A 19,026-nucleotide genomic window follows, 5' to 3' on the forward strand; every position below is an offset into this window, starting at 1 on the left:
GGTTGCGGGCCATAAGGCCCGTGTGCGCCGTGGCTAGAAGGTCGCCCACATAAACGAATCCATCGTCTGAACCTCGTCGTAACGGGGCTCAAACCCGGTCGCCTCGGCGAAACGCGCCCCATCGACGACCACCGGGTATTTGACGTGGTTGAGCGAGCCTGGCGGCAACTTCGGCAGCCCAAACCGCCCCAGCGCGCTGGTAAAGAGCGGCTCCGGGAGCGCCAGCTGCTTGCGCCCGGTCGCCTTGATGAGCAACGAGAGCGGCACCGGCGGGGGCCCGGCCACGTTGAAGATCCCGCGCAACCTCGCGTTGAGCGCCAGCGCGATCGCACGCGCCATGTCCCGGTCATGAATGAACTGATACAGCGGGTCAAAGCCGAGCACCGTGGGTACCCGGGGACCGCGCAGATACGACGCCAGCGTGCCCTGGCCAGCATCTCCCAGGGCATAGCAGATGCGTAGCACCACGGTGTCGATCTTCGGAAAACGCCAGAGCGCCGAGCCTGCAAAAAGATCGGCCGCCACCAGGTCCGCAAGCTCCGGGAAGGTGCTCACCGCCATCGGGGGCTCCTCCTCGGTGTGGTAGAGCGGCGACTCCGCGTCCGCCCCGTAGAAGGTGTGCCGCCCGACAAAGATCGCCTGTTTGACCCCGTAGGTATCGCAGTGCTCAAAGACCACGCGCGTACCGCCGAGGTTGATGCGGTAGCGCTCCTGGGGTCGGGCCGAGAAGTGGGTGACCGTGGCCATATGAATGACCGCGTCGGGGCGCTCGGTGCGAAAGACCTCTTCGGCCGGGCGCTTGCGCACATCGACATGAAAGATCTTCACGCCCTCGGGCGCGTCCGCCCAGAAGCGGCGGTCGATGCCCAGGACCTCATGGCCCTCGCTTAAGAGCTCCGCCGTCAGAAGTCGGCCCAGCGCGCTGGCGATCCCGGTGATCAGCACCTTCATCGCATACCTCCCTCAAGCTCGCCGCGCTCGACCGCGCCGCGGCGCCAGGTGCGCCCGCGTTCAATCAGCGCGGCGATCTCGTCTTGCACCCGCTGCACATGCCCCAGAATCACGTCGTCGGTCTCGGTGCCGGTGCCCTCAAAGACCAGCGGCTCTCCGTAGAAGATCTGGCAGGCCACCGGCAGGGGCAGCGGCAGACCGTAGCTGGTCAGCGGGATGTAAGGTGCGCCGATCATCTTCGCCAGCCCTTTGAGGTGCCTTACGGTCGGGATGGCCTCCTCCCCGCCGATGAAGGCAAAGGGAACGATCGGCGTGTTGGTCTTCATCGCCAGGCGGACAAATCCGCTGCCAAAACGCACCAGCTTGTAGCGGTCGCGGTAGAGCTTGCCGGTGCCCCGGGCCCCCTCGGGAAAGACCATCAGGCAGCGCTCATCTTCGAGCAGTCGCTCGGCATGCTCGGGAAGCCCGGTGAACTGCCCCACCCGGCTGAACCAGTGCGAGACGAAGGGCCAGCGGTTGGCAAACTTCTCGACCATCCCCTGGCCGAGCCTCGGCGACTCCAACCCCAGCAGAAGCGAGGCCAACACCATCGCCCCATCCACAGGAAGCCCGCCGGAGTGGTTGCCGACGACCATCACCCGGCCCTGCGCGGGCACATGCTCCTGCCCGAAACAACGCACCCGAAAATAGGTGCGGTAGAATGGCGCGAGCATCGAGAAAAAGATCTCCAGATGATCTCGGGAGATGCCGTAAGGGTCGAGCCCGTAACGGTTAAAAGGAAGTTCAAGGCGACGGATCGCCTCAGCAACCTGCGCGTCGACCAGCACGTCAGACATCATGGGGGTACATCCTCGTTAACACTGCAAATGGCAGCTGGTCATACCACGTGCGCCCCGGGGTGCGCGAGATCTTCTCGGGCGCTCTCAACGTCTCCGTTGCCCAACGCGTTGAGGATTCTCACGGTCGCAAAACGCAGAGAGCGCGCCCTGTTCAAAGGGCGCGCTCTCAATGTGACTCATCGCTTCGCGCGAGAATGCTCACTCGGGGGTGGCGCAGCAGCGGAAGCCGATGTTGGCCTCACCCGAGCCGGGTGCTTTCGGCGAGGAGTAGCGGCAGGAGGCCACTTCCGACTCGCTGTCGTAGCCGCCGCCCGCCACGCGCTGCTCTTCCACCCACTCAAAGACGTTGCCCGTCATATCAAACGCGCCCGAGCGGCTGCGGCATTGCGCAAAGCTGCCGGCGGCGGCCAGGCTGCGCTCAAAGCCGTCTTCGTCGGCGGTGTTGCAGCGGTCGGCGTCGTAGGAGTTGCCGTAAGGGAACGCCGAGCCGCCGCAGGCCGAGCGCCACTCGCTCATGGTGCAGAGGCGTTTGTTGTCCTGGGCGCAGAGGCGGCGCGCTTCGAACCAGGTCACGCGGTTTTTGGGGGCGCGGCCCCGTCCCGGATACTCGTACGCATCGACGCAGAAGTTGCCCGCGTTGGCACGGACGAGCAGCATGCCGGGAGGGCAGTTCGTAGCGTTAGCAGCCGGCCGGGGAGCCTGCTGGGTCGGGCGCGATGCCCCGCCAGTCTGCGCGGGTTGGCTGGCCGAGCTTCCGTTGCCCGCGCCTCCAGAAGAGGCCGGGGAGCTGGCCTGAGCAACGACCGACTCAGTGGTCGCCGCTTCTTCGGCCTGGCGAGCATCTTCGGCGAGCTCTTCGGCGCGGGTTTGCGCGGCCTGGGTGGCGTCGCTGAGCGCCTTCTCGGTCTGTGGCTCGGCCTGGGCCAGAAGGGCCGCAAACGCCTCACGCTCGGCCCGGGCGGCCGCCTCATCGGCGTCATCGCCGGCGTCTGGAGCAGGTGTCTCGTCTGGCTCGGCTGCGACCTCCACGGTCTCATTGGCCTGGGCGACGGGCTCCGACGTGGTGGTGGTTTCCTCTTCACCGCCGCGCGTCAGCGCAAAGGCCGCGACCAGGACCACCACAAGCACGATCGCTGCGATCAAGCCCGCCGAAGATTTCGACTCCTTGCGTGCCGGCTTTGTATGGGCTTTCGGCGCGGCAGCCACCTGGGTCGGAACCACCGGGGGGCGCTCTTCAAGCTCGGGCTCATCGCTGGCAAGCGGCGCTTCGGGCGCCTCCGGAGGTGCCGTCGGAGGGGCCACAGGCGGAGCCGGGGCGCTCGGAGCCTTTGCCGGGGTCGGGTGGGCATCGCGATCGACCTCGTTGGTCGGCAACATGTCGATGAGCTCGGGCTTTTGGCTCGATCGCTTCACCTCGACGGTGGCGATGTCGTCTTCGAGGGGCTCGCCAATATCCATCGGCGTCTCGACCGCGAGCGGATCGGCCCCCGGCGCTCCGGGCGGGGCGACGGGAGGAGCCGGCGGAGCCGCCGGCGCTTCGCTGACCACCCCGGCGTTTGCCAGGCGAAGTCCCGTATCCACGATTGTCGAGAAGTCCTCGCTGAGCGCCTCGACCGAGGCGTAGCGCTCCCCGCGATCAAAGGCCATAGCCCGACGCACAAGCGCGTCGACCGCTTCCAGCTGCGAATCCCCCCGGTAGCTCCCCGCGCTGTGCTCCTGCCCGAAGACCATCGCTTTGATCAGGGCGCCCACGCTGTAGACGTCCACGCGCGCATCCGGCGTCACCGAGGCGCTGCGCAGCTCCGGCGCCACAAAGGGGCTCTCATCGGCCCGGCCCGCAAAGACCTCTGGCGCCAGCGCGGCCAGCACATAGGTGTCGGTAACCTTGAGCAGGTCCGGCATCAGAATGATGTTCTGCGGCTTGAGGTTGCCGTGCGGGTAGTCGCGGCCGATATGCTGCAAGGCCAGCGTGATCTGCTGGATAATCGGCTCCAGCTCGTCGAGCTCGAAGCGCTGCTCGCGCTCGCTGCGCATCTTCAGCACTTTGTCGAGGCTTAGCCCCTCCAGGTGCTGCATCGACACCCAGGGGTGCCCCTTATGCACGCCGCTATCATGGAGTCGCACCACATTGCGCTGGGTCAGCGCCCGGGCCGCCCGCGTCGCTTTCAAGAAGCGCTCCTCATCAATGGGAGTGCGAAGCACATCGGTGGCGAAGAGCTTGATGGCGACATCGGTCTCAATGAGCGTGTCTTCGGCCCGGTAGACCTGACCGAAACTCCCCTCGCCGATGCGCTCTTCAAGTTTAAAGCGCTCGGCGATGACCTCGCCAGGCGGAAAGTAGAGCCCCTGGACGTCAAGCGCCTTAAGCTCCATCGTCATCCTACGCAGCCCTTCGGCCGAGGTTTTGGTTTTGCGGCGCGCGCGACGCAGCCCCACCCCGCAGTTGGGGCACTTCTGCGCATCGTCTTCGACTGGACTTCCACACTGATGACAGAGCACGGTCTTTTACCTCCCGGAATCTCCGGGCTTAAGCGCCCCTTCGCTCGCCCGGACCACAGGGGGTAGGTCGGCGAAATCAGGGCGCATTCTGGGTACAGATAAACGGATCGCAGGGATTAGCAAATTGCCCCCGCACGCGCAACACAAGGCTGCGCGCTCCTTAGAGCTGACGCGGCGGAAGCGCCATCCCATCCTCGGACGTCCCCGCATCGGGCGCGTCATCCTCGGAAGACTCTGCCGCCTCGTCGTCCGAGGTCAGCTCCCCACCCTCACCGCGGGCATCTTCCGCCTCCGTAGCGTCGGGAGCATTCGCCGCATCCTCACTCACCGGTGCAGCGGCCGGCTCATCGTCTTTCGGAGTGGCATCCGGAGACGTCTCAACGGCTGACGGCCCGGTGTCCGGCGAAGCTTCTGCGGGCACTTCCGTCGCGTCGTCTTCTGCGGGCGCCGATGCAGGAGGTTCAGGTGCCGTCGGCTCCTGAGGCTCAGGGGCTTCCGGTTCTGGCGAGGCGGGTTCGGGCGGCACGGAATCGGGAGCTCGTTCTGGTGGCGGTGTCGAGACTTCCGGCTCGGGTTTAGGCGCCTGGTCTGGCGCGGGCCGCGTTGAGGCGGGTCTTCTGGCAGACGCCTCACCGCACGCCTCGACTGCCTCAATCCTGGCGGTGGCCGCACCGGGGGAGTGCGCCAGAAGTGCCTCATAGTGCTCCCGGGCCTGGTCGCATTGTCTGGCACCGAGCGCCGCGCCAAGCTGGCGTTCAAGGTTCGCGACGCGGTTGATCCGTGTCTCAAGCGCCGCGGCGCGCACATCGTCACTTGCGGCAGCGGCGAGCGCCTGGCGCGCCTCCTCAATCTGACCGGCCTCAATAAGGTACCCGACCGCGGCCTCAATGCCGGCCCATTGCCCCTGGCCAACTTCCGCGCTGGCCTCAGCGACGACATCGGTCGGGGCCTGGGTGTTTCGCCAGATGCTCCACCCCATCGCCAGCCCCACCACCGCCACGGTGCTCAGCGCGGCGACCAGTGCTGGCGAGCGTTGTCGTCTTCGACGCCGACGCGGCCAGGGGGCATCGGTTCCTCCAAAGGCGAACGCCTCCTCGCCATCCATACTCGGCTCGGAGGCAAGCTCGGCGCGAAAGACGGGCGCCGGATCCGAATCCAGCGCCATCTCCACCGGCCCCACAGGGCCGCTCTCCAGCTGAAGCTCACCATCGATGCGGGGGCCGGAGAGGCCATCGTCATGAAGATCGGCGCTCTCGCTCCCCTGACTGCTCTCGGCCAGGCCCCGGCTGCCAGCCTCCTGGCGCTTGAGCGCCGCCGCACGCCCGGCCTCCCGGGCGCCCCGAGGCGCCTCCACACGCCCGCCGCCTTCCACCACCTCCAGCAGCTCAGCCAGCGCCTCGGCATCCGCCGGTCGATCCTCGGGAGCCTTGGCCAGACAGCGCAGAATGACCGCCTCCAGATTCTCATCCACCTCCACCCCGGGTCGAACCAGACTCGGGAGCGGTGGCGCGTCATGGAGCTGCTTGTTGAGGATCGCGAACTTGTTTTTCCCCTTAAAAGGCAACTTCCCGGTCGCCATAAAGAAGAGCATCACGCCCAGCGCATAAAGATCCGAGCGCGGGTCGGCCACATCCCCCCTGGCCTGCTCCGGCGACATGAACTCCGGCGTGCCAAAGATCGATCCCGTCTCGGTCATCGGGGCGTCATCATCATCGGCGATCTTCGCAATACCGAAGTCGAGCACCTTCACCGCGAAGCGACCCTTACGAGCCGGCATCAACATCAGGTTATCGGGCTTTAAGTCGCGGTGAATCACGCCCTGGGCGTGCGCGGCACGAAGCACCTCGCAGACCTGCAGCCCGATCGAGACGACGTTCTCCCGATCCAGCGGCCCCTGATTGCGCAGCACCTCGGTGAGACTTTTGCCTTCGATGAACTCGGTGATCAGGTAGAGCGCGCCGTTCTCATGCTGGCCGTACTCCAGAAGCGTCACCGCGTTGGGGTGGTTGACCTTGCAGTAGGAGCGCGCCTCATTGAGAAAGCGGAGCACGATGCGCTCATCGGAGGTGAACTTCTGGTTGAGAAACTTCACCGCGACGCGCTGCCCGAGCTTCTCGTTGAGCCCCAGGTACACATCGCCCATCCCGCCGGATCCGATGGGCTCGATGATCTTGAACTTTCCACCGACCACATCGCCGATGCAGCTGTCTTTTACCGCCCGAATGGGCACCAGCGGTGCGCCACACTTGACGCAGTAGCCCCCGCCGCTCTTCTGCGAGACCATGCAGCTCTTGCAGATCTTGACGATCTGGCGGGCCTCCCCGGCTGCGATCTCCTGCGGCTTATCCGAGGGCATCGTCAATGGCGAGGACTCCCGGGCGTCATCATGGACCGGTGAGGTGTCGCGACGCGGGCGCGGGTTTTGGGCGTCATCCTGACTCAAAGCGCTTCCTGGGTGGCCGTCCCGAACAATCCCTGTTCTTTTCACGGGCAGTTGACACTCGGACGAGGCATACTCGCCAGTATTCTGCCACGGTAGTCGTCGGGATCAACAAATCGGCCTGGTGAGGCGAAGAGCGGCTCATCATCACGGCCAGCGCGATCGCAATACGAGGTAGCGCGCACCTTTTTTGCCCCATCGCGCTGTGCTATGCCGGGCCGGTGACGCTGAACAATCGCCCCGCACCGATGCCGGGGCGCCGAACTGTCCCTCTGAAGATGGAGCGCCCAGATGGCCCGCTCAAAAGTGTTTATTGCCGATCTTGAAGATAACTCGGTGGTGGAATCCACCTTCCTGCTCGCCGCCAAGAGCATTCGGGAGACGCGCTCCGGCGATCCTTACCTGAGTATGACGCTGCAAGACCGCACGGGCACCATCGAGGTGCGCGCCTGGGACAACGCGCTGGTGCTCGACAAGCGCGCAGATGTCGACGACTTCGTCGCCATCCGCGGACGCGTGAGCAGCTACCGCGACAACCTGCAGATCACCCTCAATGATCTGGAGCGCGTGGACGACGCCGGCGTCGACCTCGCCGACTACATGCCGCACTCGCGCTGGTCGGCCGACCTGCTCTTCGAGGAGCTTCGTGACCTGATTGAGAGCAGTATTGAGAGCGCTGAGGTGCGCCGCTTCCTCGACGCGCTCCTCGATGATGAGAACTTTGCCACGCGCTACAAGCAGGCGCCGGCGGCGGTCACCAACCATCACAACTTCCTGGGGGGGCTGCTTGAGCACACCCTCTCGATGGCCCGCCTGGGCCTGCAGATGGCCCGCCATTACCAGACCTATTATCCGGGGCTGGTGGACAGCGATCTGGTGGTCGCCGGCGTGGTGCTGCACGACATGGGCAAGATCGAAGAGCTCTCGTACCGACGCAGCTTCGATTACACCACCGAAGGCCGCCTTGTGGGCCACATCGCCCGCGGTGCCGAGATTGTAGGTCAGGTGGCCGGGGCGCTACAGCCCCCGCTGGACGCGGAGCTTGTCACGCACCTCAAGCACCTGGTGCTCAGCCACCACGGACGGCTTGAGTACGGCTCGCCGGTCACACCGCGCACCGCCGAGGCGATGATCTTGCATTTCCTCGACCTCATCGACAGCCGCATGAACATGTGCTGGAATGCCTGCGAACCCCTGATGACCGGTGACGAGAAGGCCGGTGGCTGGTCGGATTACCGCCGCGCGCTGGAAGGTTTTATGTTCGTTGCGCCACCGCCGCAGGGAGGTCGCTGGGAGCATGAGGGGCGTCTGAGCCGCGACGCCTCGCGCGGCCCCGGCCTTGTGCCCGGAGCGCCGGCGTCCCCGTCCGAAGGTCTCAATGGCCAGGCGCCGCAGGCCGACTCGGAGGTCGGCCGGAGCTCGGAGTCGCGCACGCGCCGCGTTGATGACAACAACCTTAGCCTTTTTGGCGAATAACCCCGCTGCAGGGAGTCCTTATGAGCATCCTCGACCGCCTCAACCTCTTGATTCGCTCGAACTTCAATGAGAGCTCGCGAAGCGAGCGCGGTGGGGTTCGCTCAAACCTGCGCGAGGTCGAGACCAGCCTTCGCGACGCGAAGCGCCAGCAGGCCGAGCTACGTCGCGGAGAGCGCCAGATCATTGAGCAGATCCGCAGCGAACGCGAGAGGGCCGACCAGTGGGAAGATCGCGCCATGCTCGCCCTGCGCAACGGCGATGAAGACCTCGCCCGCGAAGCTCTCGTCGTCAAAAACAAGGCCACGGTCGAGGCGCGCCGCCTGCGCGATCAGCTCGATGAACACCGCGCCTACATGCAGGACATTGCCCGCGCGCTTGAAGCGCTGGAGCACAAACTCGAAGGTACCCGCGGCAAGATGCGAGCCGCCTCCAGCCGGCAAAGCGGTGCGCGCCCCTCACTGCGCAATGAGTCGGCCTGGGACGCCGAGCTTCGCCGCCGCATGGAAGCCCGCGAGCAAGGCGACGCCGCACCTGCCCCCAAAACCTCCTCCTCGACCACGCCGCGCACATCCAGCCCGACACCGGCCGACTTCGTCACCGATGATACCTTCGATACCACCCGCTCCATGCGCGAGTTCGACCGCATGTCCAGCAAGATCGACAGCATGGAAGCCGACATCGAAGCCATGCGCGAGCTCAGCGACATCGGAAACTCTCTCGACCCTCGCCGTGCCGAGCTCGACGCGATCTTCAGCCGCCTCGAAGATCGCAAATCTCGCGGCGAATCGTCTTCGGCACCGCGAAACGCCCCCCGTAAAAACGAGGACGACCGCGACGACCTGGCCGATCTTAAACGCAAGTTCCAGGAGTAAGGTTTCGCTGCAAGCACACGGCACGTCTCCACAAAAAAGGGCTCCCACTCGGGAGCCCTTTTCATCTCTGGCAACAACGCCAGCGCCAGAGTTCGCTGAGACAATAAGCTCGACCTTAAGGCGACACCTCCAACTCCGCGCTCCGCCCGGCCGCCCCTTTCAGCTCGCCACTTCCCGGACCGCCGCCCTCCCCGCCCTGGCCTGCCACCACCTCGACATCGCCCAGATCGTTGAGCGTGACCGGAGAGGTCGCATAGATCGCAAATGAGGGCCCACCCGCACCGCCGCCTCCGGTACCTCCCTGGCCGCCGTTGCCCCCGGCGCCACCCGCACCTCCCAGACCGCTGTTAAGCTCACGGTTGCCCCCACCGCCTCCCGGTGTGCCACCGAGTCCGCCTGCACCTCCCAGACCGCCCTGGCCGCCGGCACCACCGACGCCTCCCAGGACGCGTGCGCTGCGGCTGGTAAAGACCGCGTTATCAAGCAACACCCCAATCGACGCGCCACCTGGACCACCACCCTCACCGCCGGTCCCGGGACAGCCCCCGCTCGCACCGCCCCCGCCGGCACCTCCCCACGTATCGCAAAAGACGCCAAAGGTTCCTTCATTATGGTAGCCGCCACCACCTCCTCCTCCGCCCCCGCCGCCCCCGGGCTCACCCAGTCCGCCGGGCGCACCGCTCTGCCCCACCCAGCTTAGCGAGGCCAGGTCGAAATGCCCCTCATCGCCTCCTCCCACTCCGGAAGGCCCCTGCGCCCCATTGCTACCCCGCGACCCCACGCTTCCGTCCTGAGGGCTGTCACCGCCACTTCCCCCGGCTCCCCCCGCGTCGCCGGAGCTGCCAGAGTTTCCACGTTGCCCGCTGCCATAATTGAACCCGGAGTCTCCGCCTCGCCCCCCCTGCGCCCCACAACTCGACGTCCCTCCGGCCCCGGGGGACGGTGGATTGTCTTCGTTAATACAACGTAGACCGGCCAGATCGCGTCGCGGCGGTGCATCGCCTCCCGGACTTCCCGCCCGACCATTACTTCCAATGGTTCCCTCTCCCCCATCCACACCCGCGCCCCCGCGCCCGGCCTCCACCACCGTGCTTTCCAGCACCACGCCCTGGCTGTTTCTCAAGAGCATCGCCACCGAGGACTCGCCAGCCGGCGCATCCTGACCGCGCACACGCAGGTTCACCAGGCGAGTGGTCGCTTCAATGTCCTCGCCAATCACCGAGGGGCGCCCGCCCGAGATCTCCACGCGCCCATTCGGATCATACAGCCAGCCGAACGCGTAGCCGCCCACCACGTGCACGCCCTCGCGCAGCTCCAGCACCTCGTCGTAGGTGCCGACCTCCACCAGCACAAAGGACCGCTCAGCGTCAGTCGACGCCGCCTCAACGGCCGCGCCGATGGTGCCAAAAGGTCGTTGCAGCGAGCCTTCGTTGGCGTCATTGCCATGCGTCGCAACAAAATACGCGCGGGTGCCCCACCCCGCCTGCGGTCGGCACGCCTCACTCCCCTGCCGGCCGGGGTTCGGGATGACGTTCTCGTCGGCGCAGGCGTCTCCCTGGCCGCCGTCCCCACCATCAGGATCATCCGGGTCGCCGGTGTCGCCCGGGTCGGGATTGTCCCCGTCGGGAGGATCGGGCACGGTGGTGTCTGGCGAGTCTGCGTCGAGGTCGCCCCCCACGTCGATACCCACATCCCCTTCCCATTCGGCGGTCACCACCGACTCACTGCAGCCGCTGGCAAGCGTGAATATCAGCAGCGACACCGCCGCTGAAGTCGTGCAACGCCCTCGCCATCCTGCGCTAGTTTGATGCGTCATCCTGACCTCCAGACGTCCAGGGCTGCCCGATTCGAGCACCCTCAACGCACTATTTTATCTTCCTACGATCATTGTCGCGCTACACACCATCACGCGCGCCTTGTAGGAGAGAGCATCCTGTCGATACGCTCCGCTGAGCATATCGAGCAATGACTTAAGAATCGAGTGAGCTGATGCGTATCTTACATACATCCGACTGGCACCTGGGAGCCACGCTTGAGCAAGCCTCTCTGGAGAACGAGCAGGCGCGTTTTCTGGACTGGCTCTACGAGACCCTTCGCGACGCCGAGGTCGACTGCCTGATTGTGGCCGGAGACGTCTTTGACAGCACCCAGGCCCCGGCCCGCGCCCAGGGGCTCTACTACCGATTCCTGCACCGTTGCCAGGATCTCCCCGCGCTCAAAAAGATCGTTGTGGTAGGCGGAAACCACGACTCCGCCAGCCAGCTCGACGCGCCGGCGCCGGTTTTGCGAGAGCTTTCGGTGGATGTGGTCGGCGGGCTCTCCTCGGATCCCGCGCAATGGGAGCGCGCGCTGATCCCGGTCCCGGACGCCACCGGAACCCCGCAGGCCGTCATCGTCGCCACCCCCTACATCCACGAATCTCGCCTGGGGGTCGGACGAATCGCTGGCGAGGGCATCGCCCCTGACCTGGCCCGAAGCTTCTACGACGCTTTTGAAAACTTCTACACCGAGCTCGCCAGGCGCGCCCGCGAACGTTTTGGCGACCTTCCCCTGGTCGGTGTCGCCCACCTCACCTGCATGCCCGCCGCGCAAAAACTCCGAGACGACGACTTTAAAACCGACCTCCACCAGATCGGCGCCCTCGGCGCCCTGCCCCCCTCAATCTTCTGCGAAGACTACGACTACGTGGCGCTCGGCCACATCCACCGCGGCTTCGCCGTGGAGAGCGGTCGCATCTGGTATAGCGGCACCCCGGTGCCCATTCGGTTCAATGAGGCGCAAACGCCCCGTCAGGTGCTCCTCGTCGATGTCGGCGAGGAGGTTGTCATTGACCGACGCGACGTTCCGGAGTTTCGAGCGCTGATCACCTACCGCGATACGCCGGAAGAGCTCGAAAAGCTCGTCAGAAAGCGCACCTGGGATGCCCCCTATCCTCCCTATGTCGCCATCGAGTCCATCGTCGACGTCACGCGCCCCGGCACCCTTGAGCGCCTGCGCGACGCCATCGAGGAGGCGTTTGAGCCGGGCGAACGCCCCCGCATCATCGCCTTCCGGGAGGTCTTGCACGCCAACCGCGAGCACCTCGCCATTGGCGAACAAGAGCCCATTCCTCTGGAGACGGTCACGCCAGCCTACCTCTTTGAGCAACTCTACCGCTCCGCCCACGAGGGGCAGCCCCCGCCTCCCGAGATCACGGCGACCTTCGCCGACCTGCTCCCGCGCGACGATGCCCCCCTGGAGCTGGCGAGCCCTGAGCAACAAACACTTAATTCATTGCTTGAAGAAACCTGAAGGTGCTTTATGAGACTTCACCACTTAAAGCTGGAAAATCTCAACTCATTTTACGGCGCTCACGAACTTCGCTTCGATCCGGATCTAAGCGGTGTCCCGCTTTTTTTGATCCACGGGCCCACCGGCTCCGGCAAGACCACGCTCCTCGACGCCATCTGCCTGGCTCTCTTTGGCTGCACGCCGCGCCTCGACCAGCAGGGGCGCGATGACGATCGCAAAAATCACCACATCATGAGCAGCGGCACCGGAGAATGCTCGGCCGAGCTGACCTTTAGCCGGCGCAACGGCGCAGGCCAGCGCGAATACTTCCGCGCGACCTGGTCGCTTCGCCGGGCCCACGGCAAACCCGATGGCAACATCCAAAACGACCAGCGCAAAATCGAAGCCTTAAGTCATCCTGACGATCCGGCCCCCCGGGTGCTCGCCGATGATAACCGCGCCAAATACTACGGACCGGCCTTCGATGAGGTGCTTGGCGCGATGAAGCTCGACGACTTTTTGCGCACCGTGATCCTGCCCCAGGGGAAGTTCGCAGAGTTTCTCCACGGCAACGAAGACGCCAAAGCCGAGCTGCTCAAGCAGCTCACCGATGTCAGTGAGTTCCTGAAGATCGGGCAGGCGTGTGCACAACGCCACAGCCAGGCCAGAAAGGCGGTCGAGAAGCTGACCATCGAGCTCAACGCTCAGGACCTCCTCAGCGCCGAAGATCGCCAGATTCTCACAGAAGAAATGGAGAAGGCGACGTTAGCTGAAACCGCAGCCGCCAACACGCGGAACGCTGCCCGCGACGTGTTTCAATGGCAAAAGTCCCTCGACGCGTTGCAACGGGAGCACCAGGCCCATCAGAAGCGCGTAACCGACGCCGCGAACGCGCTTCAAGAACGCGCCGGCGAGCTCGATCGTCTGGCGTTGAGCGAATCACTTGAGCCGGCTCGCGACACGCTTCGCGACCTCAACAGCCTCGACGCCGAGATAAAGAACCGGCAGGTCAAACTTGCCGAACTTCGCGAACAACGCCCCGAGCTCGAAGAGGCGGTGGAGCTTCATCAACATGCGCTGCTCACCCGGCAGAACGTGCGCGACATCGCCGGCCAGGCGCTTAAAGACAACGCGGAACCCCTTAAGGCAGCCCGCCGACTCGACACACAAATTGCCGCGCTCGCCAGAGACGTCGGCACCGACCGCAGCGCGCTCGACGCAGCGAAGACGAACCTCGACGAGACGAAAAAGCTGCTCACAGAAGAAGCTAAGAACCTTGACGCTCTTAACGCCGAGCAAAAGCGCCTTCAGGCCGACCAACCCACCACCCCCTGGTCTGAAGAGCTGAGCGACGCCATCGTGGCGATGCGCCCTCAGGTCGTTGCGCTCCAGAGCGAACGCGACGCCAATAACGAAGGCACGCACAAAGGCCTGGCGCTCAAGAAGTCACTCACCCAGCAGAGCCAGAACGCCGACACCCTCAAGCAAAACATCAAGAAAGCCGAGAAAGAGCTTGAGGTTTTAAGTAAAGAATTTGAATCCAGGCAAGAGGCGCTCAAAAAGATTCTGGGCGACAAACCCGACGTCAGCGAGGCCCGCCGCGCCTGGACCGCCGCGATAAGCCGCCTGGAGAACCACAACCGAACCTTCCGCCAGGCCGCCGAGCGCACCACCGGCCTCGTCGAACTCAGCGCCCGGGTGAAGGACGCGGAGTCCCGTCGCGACGCACTCAAACAAACCCTCAACGAGGCCATCGAAGAGGCCCAACATGCCGAGGCGCTCGTCGAGAAAAAAGAGCACGCCCGCACGCTCGCCGAGGAGCAAAAGGTTCTGGCAGAACGCCTCTTCGGGCTCATTGACGCCCGCGAGTTGCTCAAAGACGAGGAGCCCTGCCCGGTCTGCGGCAGCACCAACCACCCCTACGCGGGCTCCGATCTGGGCCACGAGGAGTTTCGCAAGGGCCAGGAGCGCGCCGTCGAACTGTTGCGGGGCATCGAAGAAGAGCTCAAAGCCGCGCGCAAAACGAGCACGGCCGCTGCCAGCACGAAGAGCCGGGTGAAGGCCGAAGCCGACGCCGCAGACAAAGCCGCTCAGGAGCTCAACGAACGCCTTCAGCGCGAGGACGCCAGCCTGCGCGCGCTGGTCGCAGACGTGCTGGACGCTCCGCTCGCTGACGCCCCCGACTGGAGCGCACTGACGCAAGACTTTCACACGCGCAGCGAGACCCTGCAGGCCGAAGCACAGGCGTTCCTCAAACGCCTCGACGCGCTCGATGAGGCCGACAACGCGCTCAGCGACGCGCGCGAGAAGCGCAACCAGGCCGACGCAAAGCTCGCCGAGCTTCGCCCGAAACTTGAGCGCGCCACCGACGAGGAATCCCGCCTCAACGACGAGATCACAGCCCTCCGAGAAAAGGTCGCCGAGGACCGCCGCAAGCTCCGGGTGCGCCTGGAAGCGCTCTCCGAGCAGCTGCACACCCTGGACCGACCTCTGGATACCCAGGCCGGCGATGACCGCGGCACGATCATCGACGCGCTGGATCGCCATATCTCGAGCCTCGAAAAGGAGCGAACGCTTCGCAGCCAGATCATGAGCAAGCTCGAAGCGCTGCAGACCCAACGTGCACACATCGAGAAAAACCTCGCGACCCTTGAGGCGCGTCATACGAGCGAAAGCGAGAGTGTTGAACAACGTACTCAAGCGTTGCAGACCCGTGAAACCGAGCTCAAGGCGTTGCGCAAAGAGCGCCAGGCCATCTTCGAGGGACAGAGCGCCGACGAGGTTGAAGCGCGCCTCCAGAAGCAGGTCAGCGCTTCGCAGGAGGCTTATGAGACCGCTCGCAAGACCCTGGAGAGCGCTCAGGAGAGGCTCAAAAACCTCAACCAGGACATTAAGTCTCAGACAAAAGAGCTCGACGACGCGGCCACGAAGCGCCAGAAGGCACAGCAGATCCTCGAGAACATGCTGGACACTCTGCCCGTCGATACCCTTGAGGCGCTGCGTTCCGCCCTGCTTGGCGTCGAGGAGCGCGAGCGCCTCATCACGCTACGAGACAAACTTCGTCAGGAAAAAGCCACCGCCGAAGAGCTTTTGAAAACGTCCGGCGACGCGCTCAAGCAACTTCAGAACACACGCCCCCCAACCTTCGATGAGGCTCAAGACCTCGAGACCCTGGAAGCTCGCCTTGAAGCCTGTGAGGCGGATCTGCGCGATGCAACCGCCAGGGTCGCCACCCTTAAAGAGCGCTTAAACGCCGACGATCAGAAGCACGAGGATCTGGCCGAGGGCCGCAAGCGCCTCGAAGCGCTGAATCGAACCTTCGGGCACTGGAAGACGATCCATGATCTCATCGGTAAGAATGACGGCACGACCTTTGAGAAGCACGCGCTGAGTTTCCACCTGCAAAACATCGCGGTGTACGCCAACCGCCACCTCCAGGATCTGGCACCGCGCTATGCGCTGCAGATCCGGCGCGATGAGCAGGGGCTTCCGAAACTCGACTTTGAGATCCTCGATCGCAACCGCGCCAACAGCGTACGCCCGGTGACGACGCTCTCCGGCGGCGAGTCCTTTTTGCTCTCGCTGGCCCTGGCGATGGCGCTGGCGGACCTGCGTCAGGTTCATATGCCCCTGGAGACGCTCCTGCTCGACGAGGGTTTTGGCACCCTGGACCAGGAGTCATTGCAGGTGGCCATCGGCGTGCTCAACTCGCTGCAATCGCGCAGCAACCGCCAGATCGGGCTCATCAGCCACGTCGAGGGGCTAAAAGAGAGCGTGGAGTACCGCGTTCGAGTTACCCCGGAGGGCAACGGCCGCTCCACCCTTCAGATCGAGCGCCCCGACGCCGGCCTCATCGGCTGAACGCCACGCGTTTCGTCATCTTCAATCATCGAGCGAAAAACTCACGACCTTTCCGGCCACCGCCATCACCCGCTCCCAGTCACCTTCGACGCGGCCCATCCCGTAGAGAATCGACTGGGAGATACGCGCGCCGCCGGTGATCTCAACGCCGTCGAGCACCACCTCCGGCCCCACCCGTGCCCCCGAATCGACGCTGGCATGAAGACCGGCGAGCAGCGGCCCGGCCAGCTGCGCCTTATCGTCGATGGTGTCCTGGTTGTAGATGTAGAGCGACTCGCCAAGCGCTTCGGGAAGAGGCGCCTGGGCAAAGAGCCCCGGCTCCCGCAGCACACGCCGCGTCGTCTCAAAAAAGAGGCGCGGGTTATCGAGCGCCGCCCAGAAGTCATCGTTGATCAGCGCGTTGATGCGCTCGCCCCGCTCCAGCATCGGGATGTACACATCACCCACCATGCACCCCTCTTCGAGCGGGATGCGACGCAGGAGCTCGGGCTCCAGAAAATGCACGCCGGTAAAATCGTACTCACGAAGCGACTCCGACGCTGCATCCGGGTGACGGGCATCGCGCAAGCCGCGAAGCTCCTGCGCCTCATTGAGCCATACGCGCCCGGGCTGATCGCTTGCGCGCGGGCGAACCACCATCGAGGCCAGCGCCCCACTCTGGCGATGCGCCTGAAGCCGGGCTGCCAGATCGATGTTCATGATGCTGTCGCCGTTGAGCACGATCAGCGTCGTCTCCGGCTCGCCAAGCCCCTGCCAGATGCCTCGGACGCCTCCCGCGGTGCCCAGGATCTCCCACTCCCGCACATAGCGAGGCCGAAGCCCGAAGTTGGCGCAGAGGCGGTCGACCACGGGCGGGATCGCGTCGGGCAAATGATGCAGGTTGATGCCCACCTGCTCCACGCCGGCGCCGACCAGATGGTTGAGCGCGTAGGCCACCATCGGCGTGTTTAAAAAGGGCATCAGCGGCTTGGGCAACACATCGGTCAGCGGTGCCAGACGCGAGCCGTACCCGGCACATAGCACGCCACCCACCGGTGCCGGGCTTAGGTCTTCGTTTGTCACCGTTGTGGATTCATCCTGGCTCAACCTTCACCTCCAGAGAGCAAAACGCGCTGCGGCCGAGGACGCCCATCGGGCGCGCTCGGCCGCAGCGTCGCAACCTTCAAACTCAATTCGCAGCGCAGACGCGCCGCGCCTTAGAACTCGTCGCTGTCCCAGGTGCCGCGCTTGGCGGAGACCGTCTCTTTCTCTTCGGCTTCTTCTTCCTCGAAGTCGAACTGGGTCTCTTTCTTCTCGGCGCCCACGCCCATTTTTGCTTTCAGCGCCATCAGGGCCTCATCGGCGCCGTGGTCATCTTCCAGCGCGTCGAACTTGGCGGCCAGGTCGTCACCGCTGAAGCCTTCAGCGAGCTCGGCGCTGGCTTCGGCCTCGGCTTCCATCTGCTCGATCTTACCGCTCATGCGGTCGAAGGCGTCGAAGGCCGAGGTGTCACTCAGGCCCGACATCGTCTCCTGAATGGTCTTCTGGGCCTCGGCGCGCTTCTTACGCGCGATGAGCAGGTTCTTCTTGCGGCTGGCCTCTTCGATCTTCGAGTTGAGCTGACGCAGCGAGTCGCGAAGTTTGTCGGCCGCGGCTTTCTGGGCCTCCCACTGCTTCTGAAACTCGGAGCTGAGATCGTCGTGCTCCTTCTTACGCGAGAGCGCCTCGCGGGCCAGGTCATCGCGACCGGCGCGCACGGCCATCATCGCTTTCTTCTCCCAATCGCGGGCCTGCTGCAGCTCATTGTCGAGCTGCTTCTTAAGACGCTTCTCATCGGCGATGGTCACCGCGACCTGCTTCTTGGCCTGAATGAGCTGCTCTTTCATGTCGAGAATGAGCTGATTGAGGATCTTCTCCGGATCCTCGGCGCGGCTGATCAGGTCATTGATGTTGGCTTTGAGGAGCGTGCCGATCCGATTAAAGAGTCCCATATATTCTCTCTCCTATGTGCCTGTGGCCGGGGGCTGTGCTCACAGGCTCCAGCGGTAGTGGTAGGCCGGAAACAAGGTGGTGCAGGCGTTGATGCCGCTTGCTACGTGTCAAGACGTCAGGACGAAGCCTGCGCGGTCGATTTGGGCTGGCCGACGATGGCGCGAAGTTCCTCGTAATGCTCGCGCACCGCGATGGCCAACGCGTCGATGGTCGCCTGGAACTCGTTATGGTCCAGGTTCTCACTCTGCAGCGTATCAACAATCACCACCGCGTCGTCTTCCAGACCGTAGGCTCCAGCGACCATAGAGGTGGCGTTGAGCTCAAGCAGACGCTTAAAGAGCGCGTCGCGGGTGCCCTTCTCCGGTGCGTCCATCAGCTTGACCCGAAAGGTGATCACCGGCGGGGTGTGGTAGACGACGATATTGTCGATGTAATCGATCTCGTCGTGAATCAGCCACAGCCCTTCCTGGACCTGCTCAAAAGGCAGCCCGTGCTCGATGATGAAGTTCTCAATCTTATCGTTGGTGACCATGTACGCCATCCTCCCTGCCTCATCCATGACACAACCCGTGTAAGCGACACGACGCGCGCGTCGTTTGTTCCGGTTCAGCCGGCCCTCTCCGGGCCTTCAAGGCTAAGAACTGGTACGTCGACGCCAACTTATTTCTTCGAGAACGCCGGCGAAGTGTAGGGGTCGCGCCAAATCAGTGTCAAGGCAGCAACGCCGCGGTAGCCGCGGTTGTCAATATGAAGCGATCGGATACAATCGGCGCCCACCGCGCGGGTCGATCTGACACACCCACGCGCCCTGAACGCCCCTTCTGATGTTGCCCGGCCCCCCTGCCGA

General features: G+C 64.5%; 12 protein-coding genes. 4 read left to right on the forward strand and 8 right to left on the reverse strand.

Features of this window, described 5'->3' with window-relative positions; translation table 11 throughout:
• Window positions 1–33 precede the first annotated feature (33 nt).
• The 4 genes from FRC96_RS09960 to FRC96_RS22640 form a co-directional block, all read right to left on the reverse strand.
• Window positions 34–951, reverse strand: coding sequence for an SDR family oxidoreductase (locus FRC96_RS09960; RefSeq protein WP_146974344.1), 918 nt, complete (start codon window positions 949–951; stop codon window positions 34–36).
• Window positions 948–1,787, reverse strand: a complete 840-nt coding sequence (locus tag FRC96_RS09965) for a lysophospholipid acyltransferase family protein (RefSeq protein WP_434006975.1) — start codon at window positions 1,785–1,787, stop codon at window positions 948–950. Before FRC96_RS09965 ends, FRC96_RS09960 begins: the two co-directional genes overlap by 4 nt.
• A gap of 201 nt (window positions 1,788–1,988) precedes the next feature.
• A complete protein-coding gene (locus tag FRC96_RS09970) occupies window positions 1,989–4,289 on the reverse strand; it encodes a protein kinase domain-containing protein (protein WP_146974346.1) in 2,301 nt (766 codons plus the stop codon).
• Window positions 4,290–4,449: 160 nt separating this feature from the next.
• Window positions 4,450–6,732, reverse strand: coding sequence for a serine/threonine-protein kinase (locus FRC96_RS22640; RefSeq protein WP_146974347.1), 2,283 nt, complete (start codon window positions 6,730–6,732; stop codon window positions 4,450–4,452).
• A gap of 288 nt (window positions 6,733–7,020) precedes the next feature.
• Between FRC96_RS22640 and FRC96_RS09980 the strand changes: the two genes are divergently transcribed.
• Complete coding sequence (locus FRC96_RS09980) at window positions 7,021–8,205, forward strand: 3'-5' exoribonuclease YhaM family protein (protein WP_146974348.1); 1,185 nt, start codon at window positions 7,021–7,023, stop codon at window positions 8,203–8,205.
• A gap of 20 nt (window positions 8,206–8,225) precedes the next feature.
• Window positions 8,226–9,077 carry a PspA/IM30 family protein gene (locus FRC96_RS09985; RefSeq protein ID WP_146974349.1) on the forward strand — a complete coding sequence of 284 codons (852 nt, stop codon included), beginning with the start codon at window positions 8,226–8,228 and terminating at the stop codon, window positions 9,075–9,077.
• A 115-nt stretch (window positions 9,078–9,192) separates the two neighbouring features.
• Here the strand turns inward: FRC96_RS09985 and FRC96_RS09990 are convergent, their stop codons facing one another.
• Window positions 9,193–10,893, reverse strand: coding sequence for a hypothetical protein (locus FRC96_RS09990; RefSeq protein ID WP_146974350.1), 1,701 nt, complete (start codon window positions 10,891–10,893; stop codon window positions 9,193–9,195).
• A gap of 173 nt (window positions 10,894–11,066) precedes the next feature.
• Between FRC96_RS09990 and FRC96_RS09995 the strand changes: the two genes are divergently transcribed.
• Together FRC96_RS09995 and FRC96_RS10000 are read left to right on the forward strand one after the other, a co-directional pair.
• Window positions 11,067–12,368, forward strand: coding sequence for a metallophosphoesterase family protein (locus FRC96_RS09995; protein ID WP_146974351.1), 1,302 nt, complete (start codon window positions 11,067–11,069; stop codon window positions 12,366–12,368).
• A 9-nt stretch (window positions 12,369–12,377) separates the two neighbouring features.
• Entirely contained in the window at window positions 12,378–16,208 is a 3,831-nt protein-coding gene (locus FRC96_RS10000) for an AAA family ATPase (RefSeq protein ID WP_146974352.1), read from the forward strand.
• A gap of 21 nt (window positions 16,209–16,229) precedes the next feature.
• Here FRC96_RS10000 and FRC96_RS10005 read toward each other — a convergent pair whose 3' ends face one another.
• The 3 genes from FRC96_RS10005 to FRC96_RS10015 all read right to left on the reverse strand — a co-directional run bounded on the left by FRC96_RS10005 (window position 16,230) and on the right by FRC96_RS10015 (window position 18,720).
• A complete protein-coding gene (locus FRC96_RS10005) occupies window positions 16,230–17,294 on the reverse strand; it encodes a nucleotidyltransferase family protein (RefSeq protein ID WP_146974353.1) in 1,065 nt (354 codons plus the stop codon).
• Between the two features lie 110 nt (window positions 17,295–17,404).
• Window positions 17,405–18,178: a PspA/IM30 family protein gene (locus FRC96_RS10010; RefSeq protein WP_146974354.1), complete on the reverse strand. Its 774-nt coding sequence runs from the start codon at window positions 18,176–18,178 to the stop codon at window positions 17,405–17,407.
• 116 nt (window positions 18,179–18,294) lie between these two features.
• Complete coding sequence (locus tag FRC96_RS10015; RefSeq protein WP_115602636.1) at window positions 18,295–18,720, reverse strand: YbjN domain-containing protein; 426 nt, start codon at window positions 18,718–18,720, stop codon at window positions 18,295–18,297.
• Window positions 18,721–19,026 lie beyond the last annotated feature (306 nt).

Origin of the sequence: Lujinxingia vulgaris (assembly GCF_007997005.1) — a bacterium.
Taxonomy (GTDB): domain Bacteria; phylum Myxococcota_A; class Bradymonadia; order Bradymonadales; family Bradymonadaceae; genus Lujinxingia.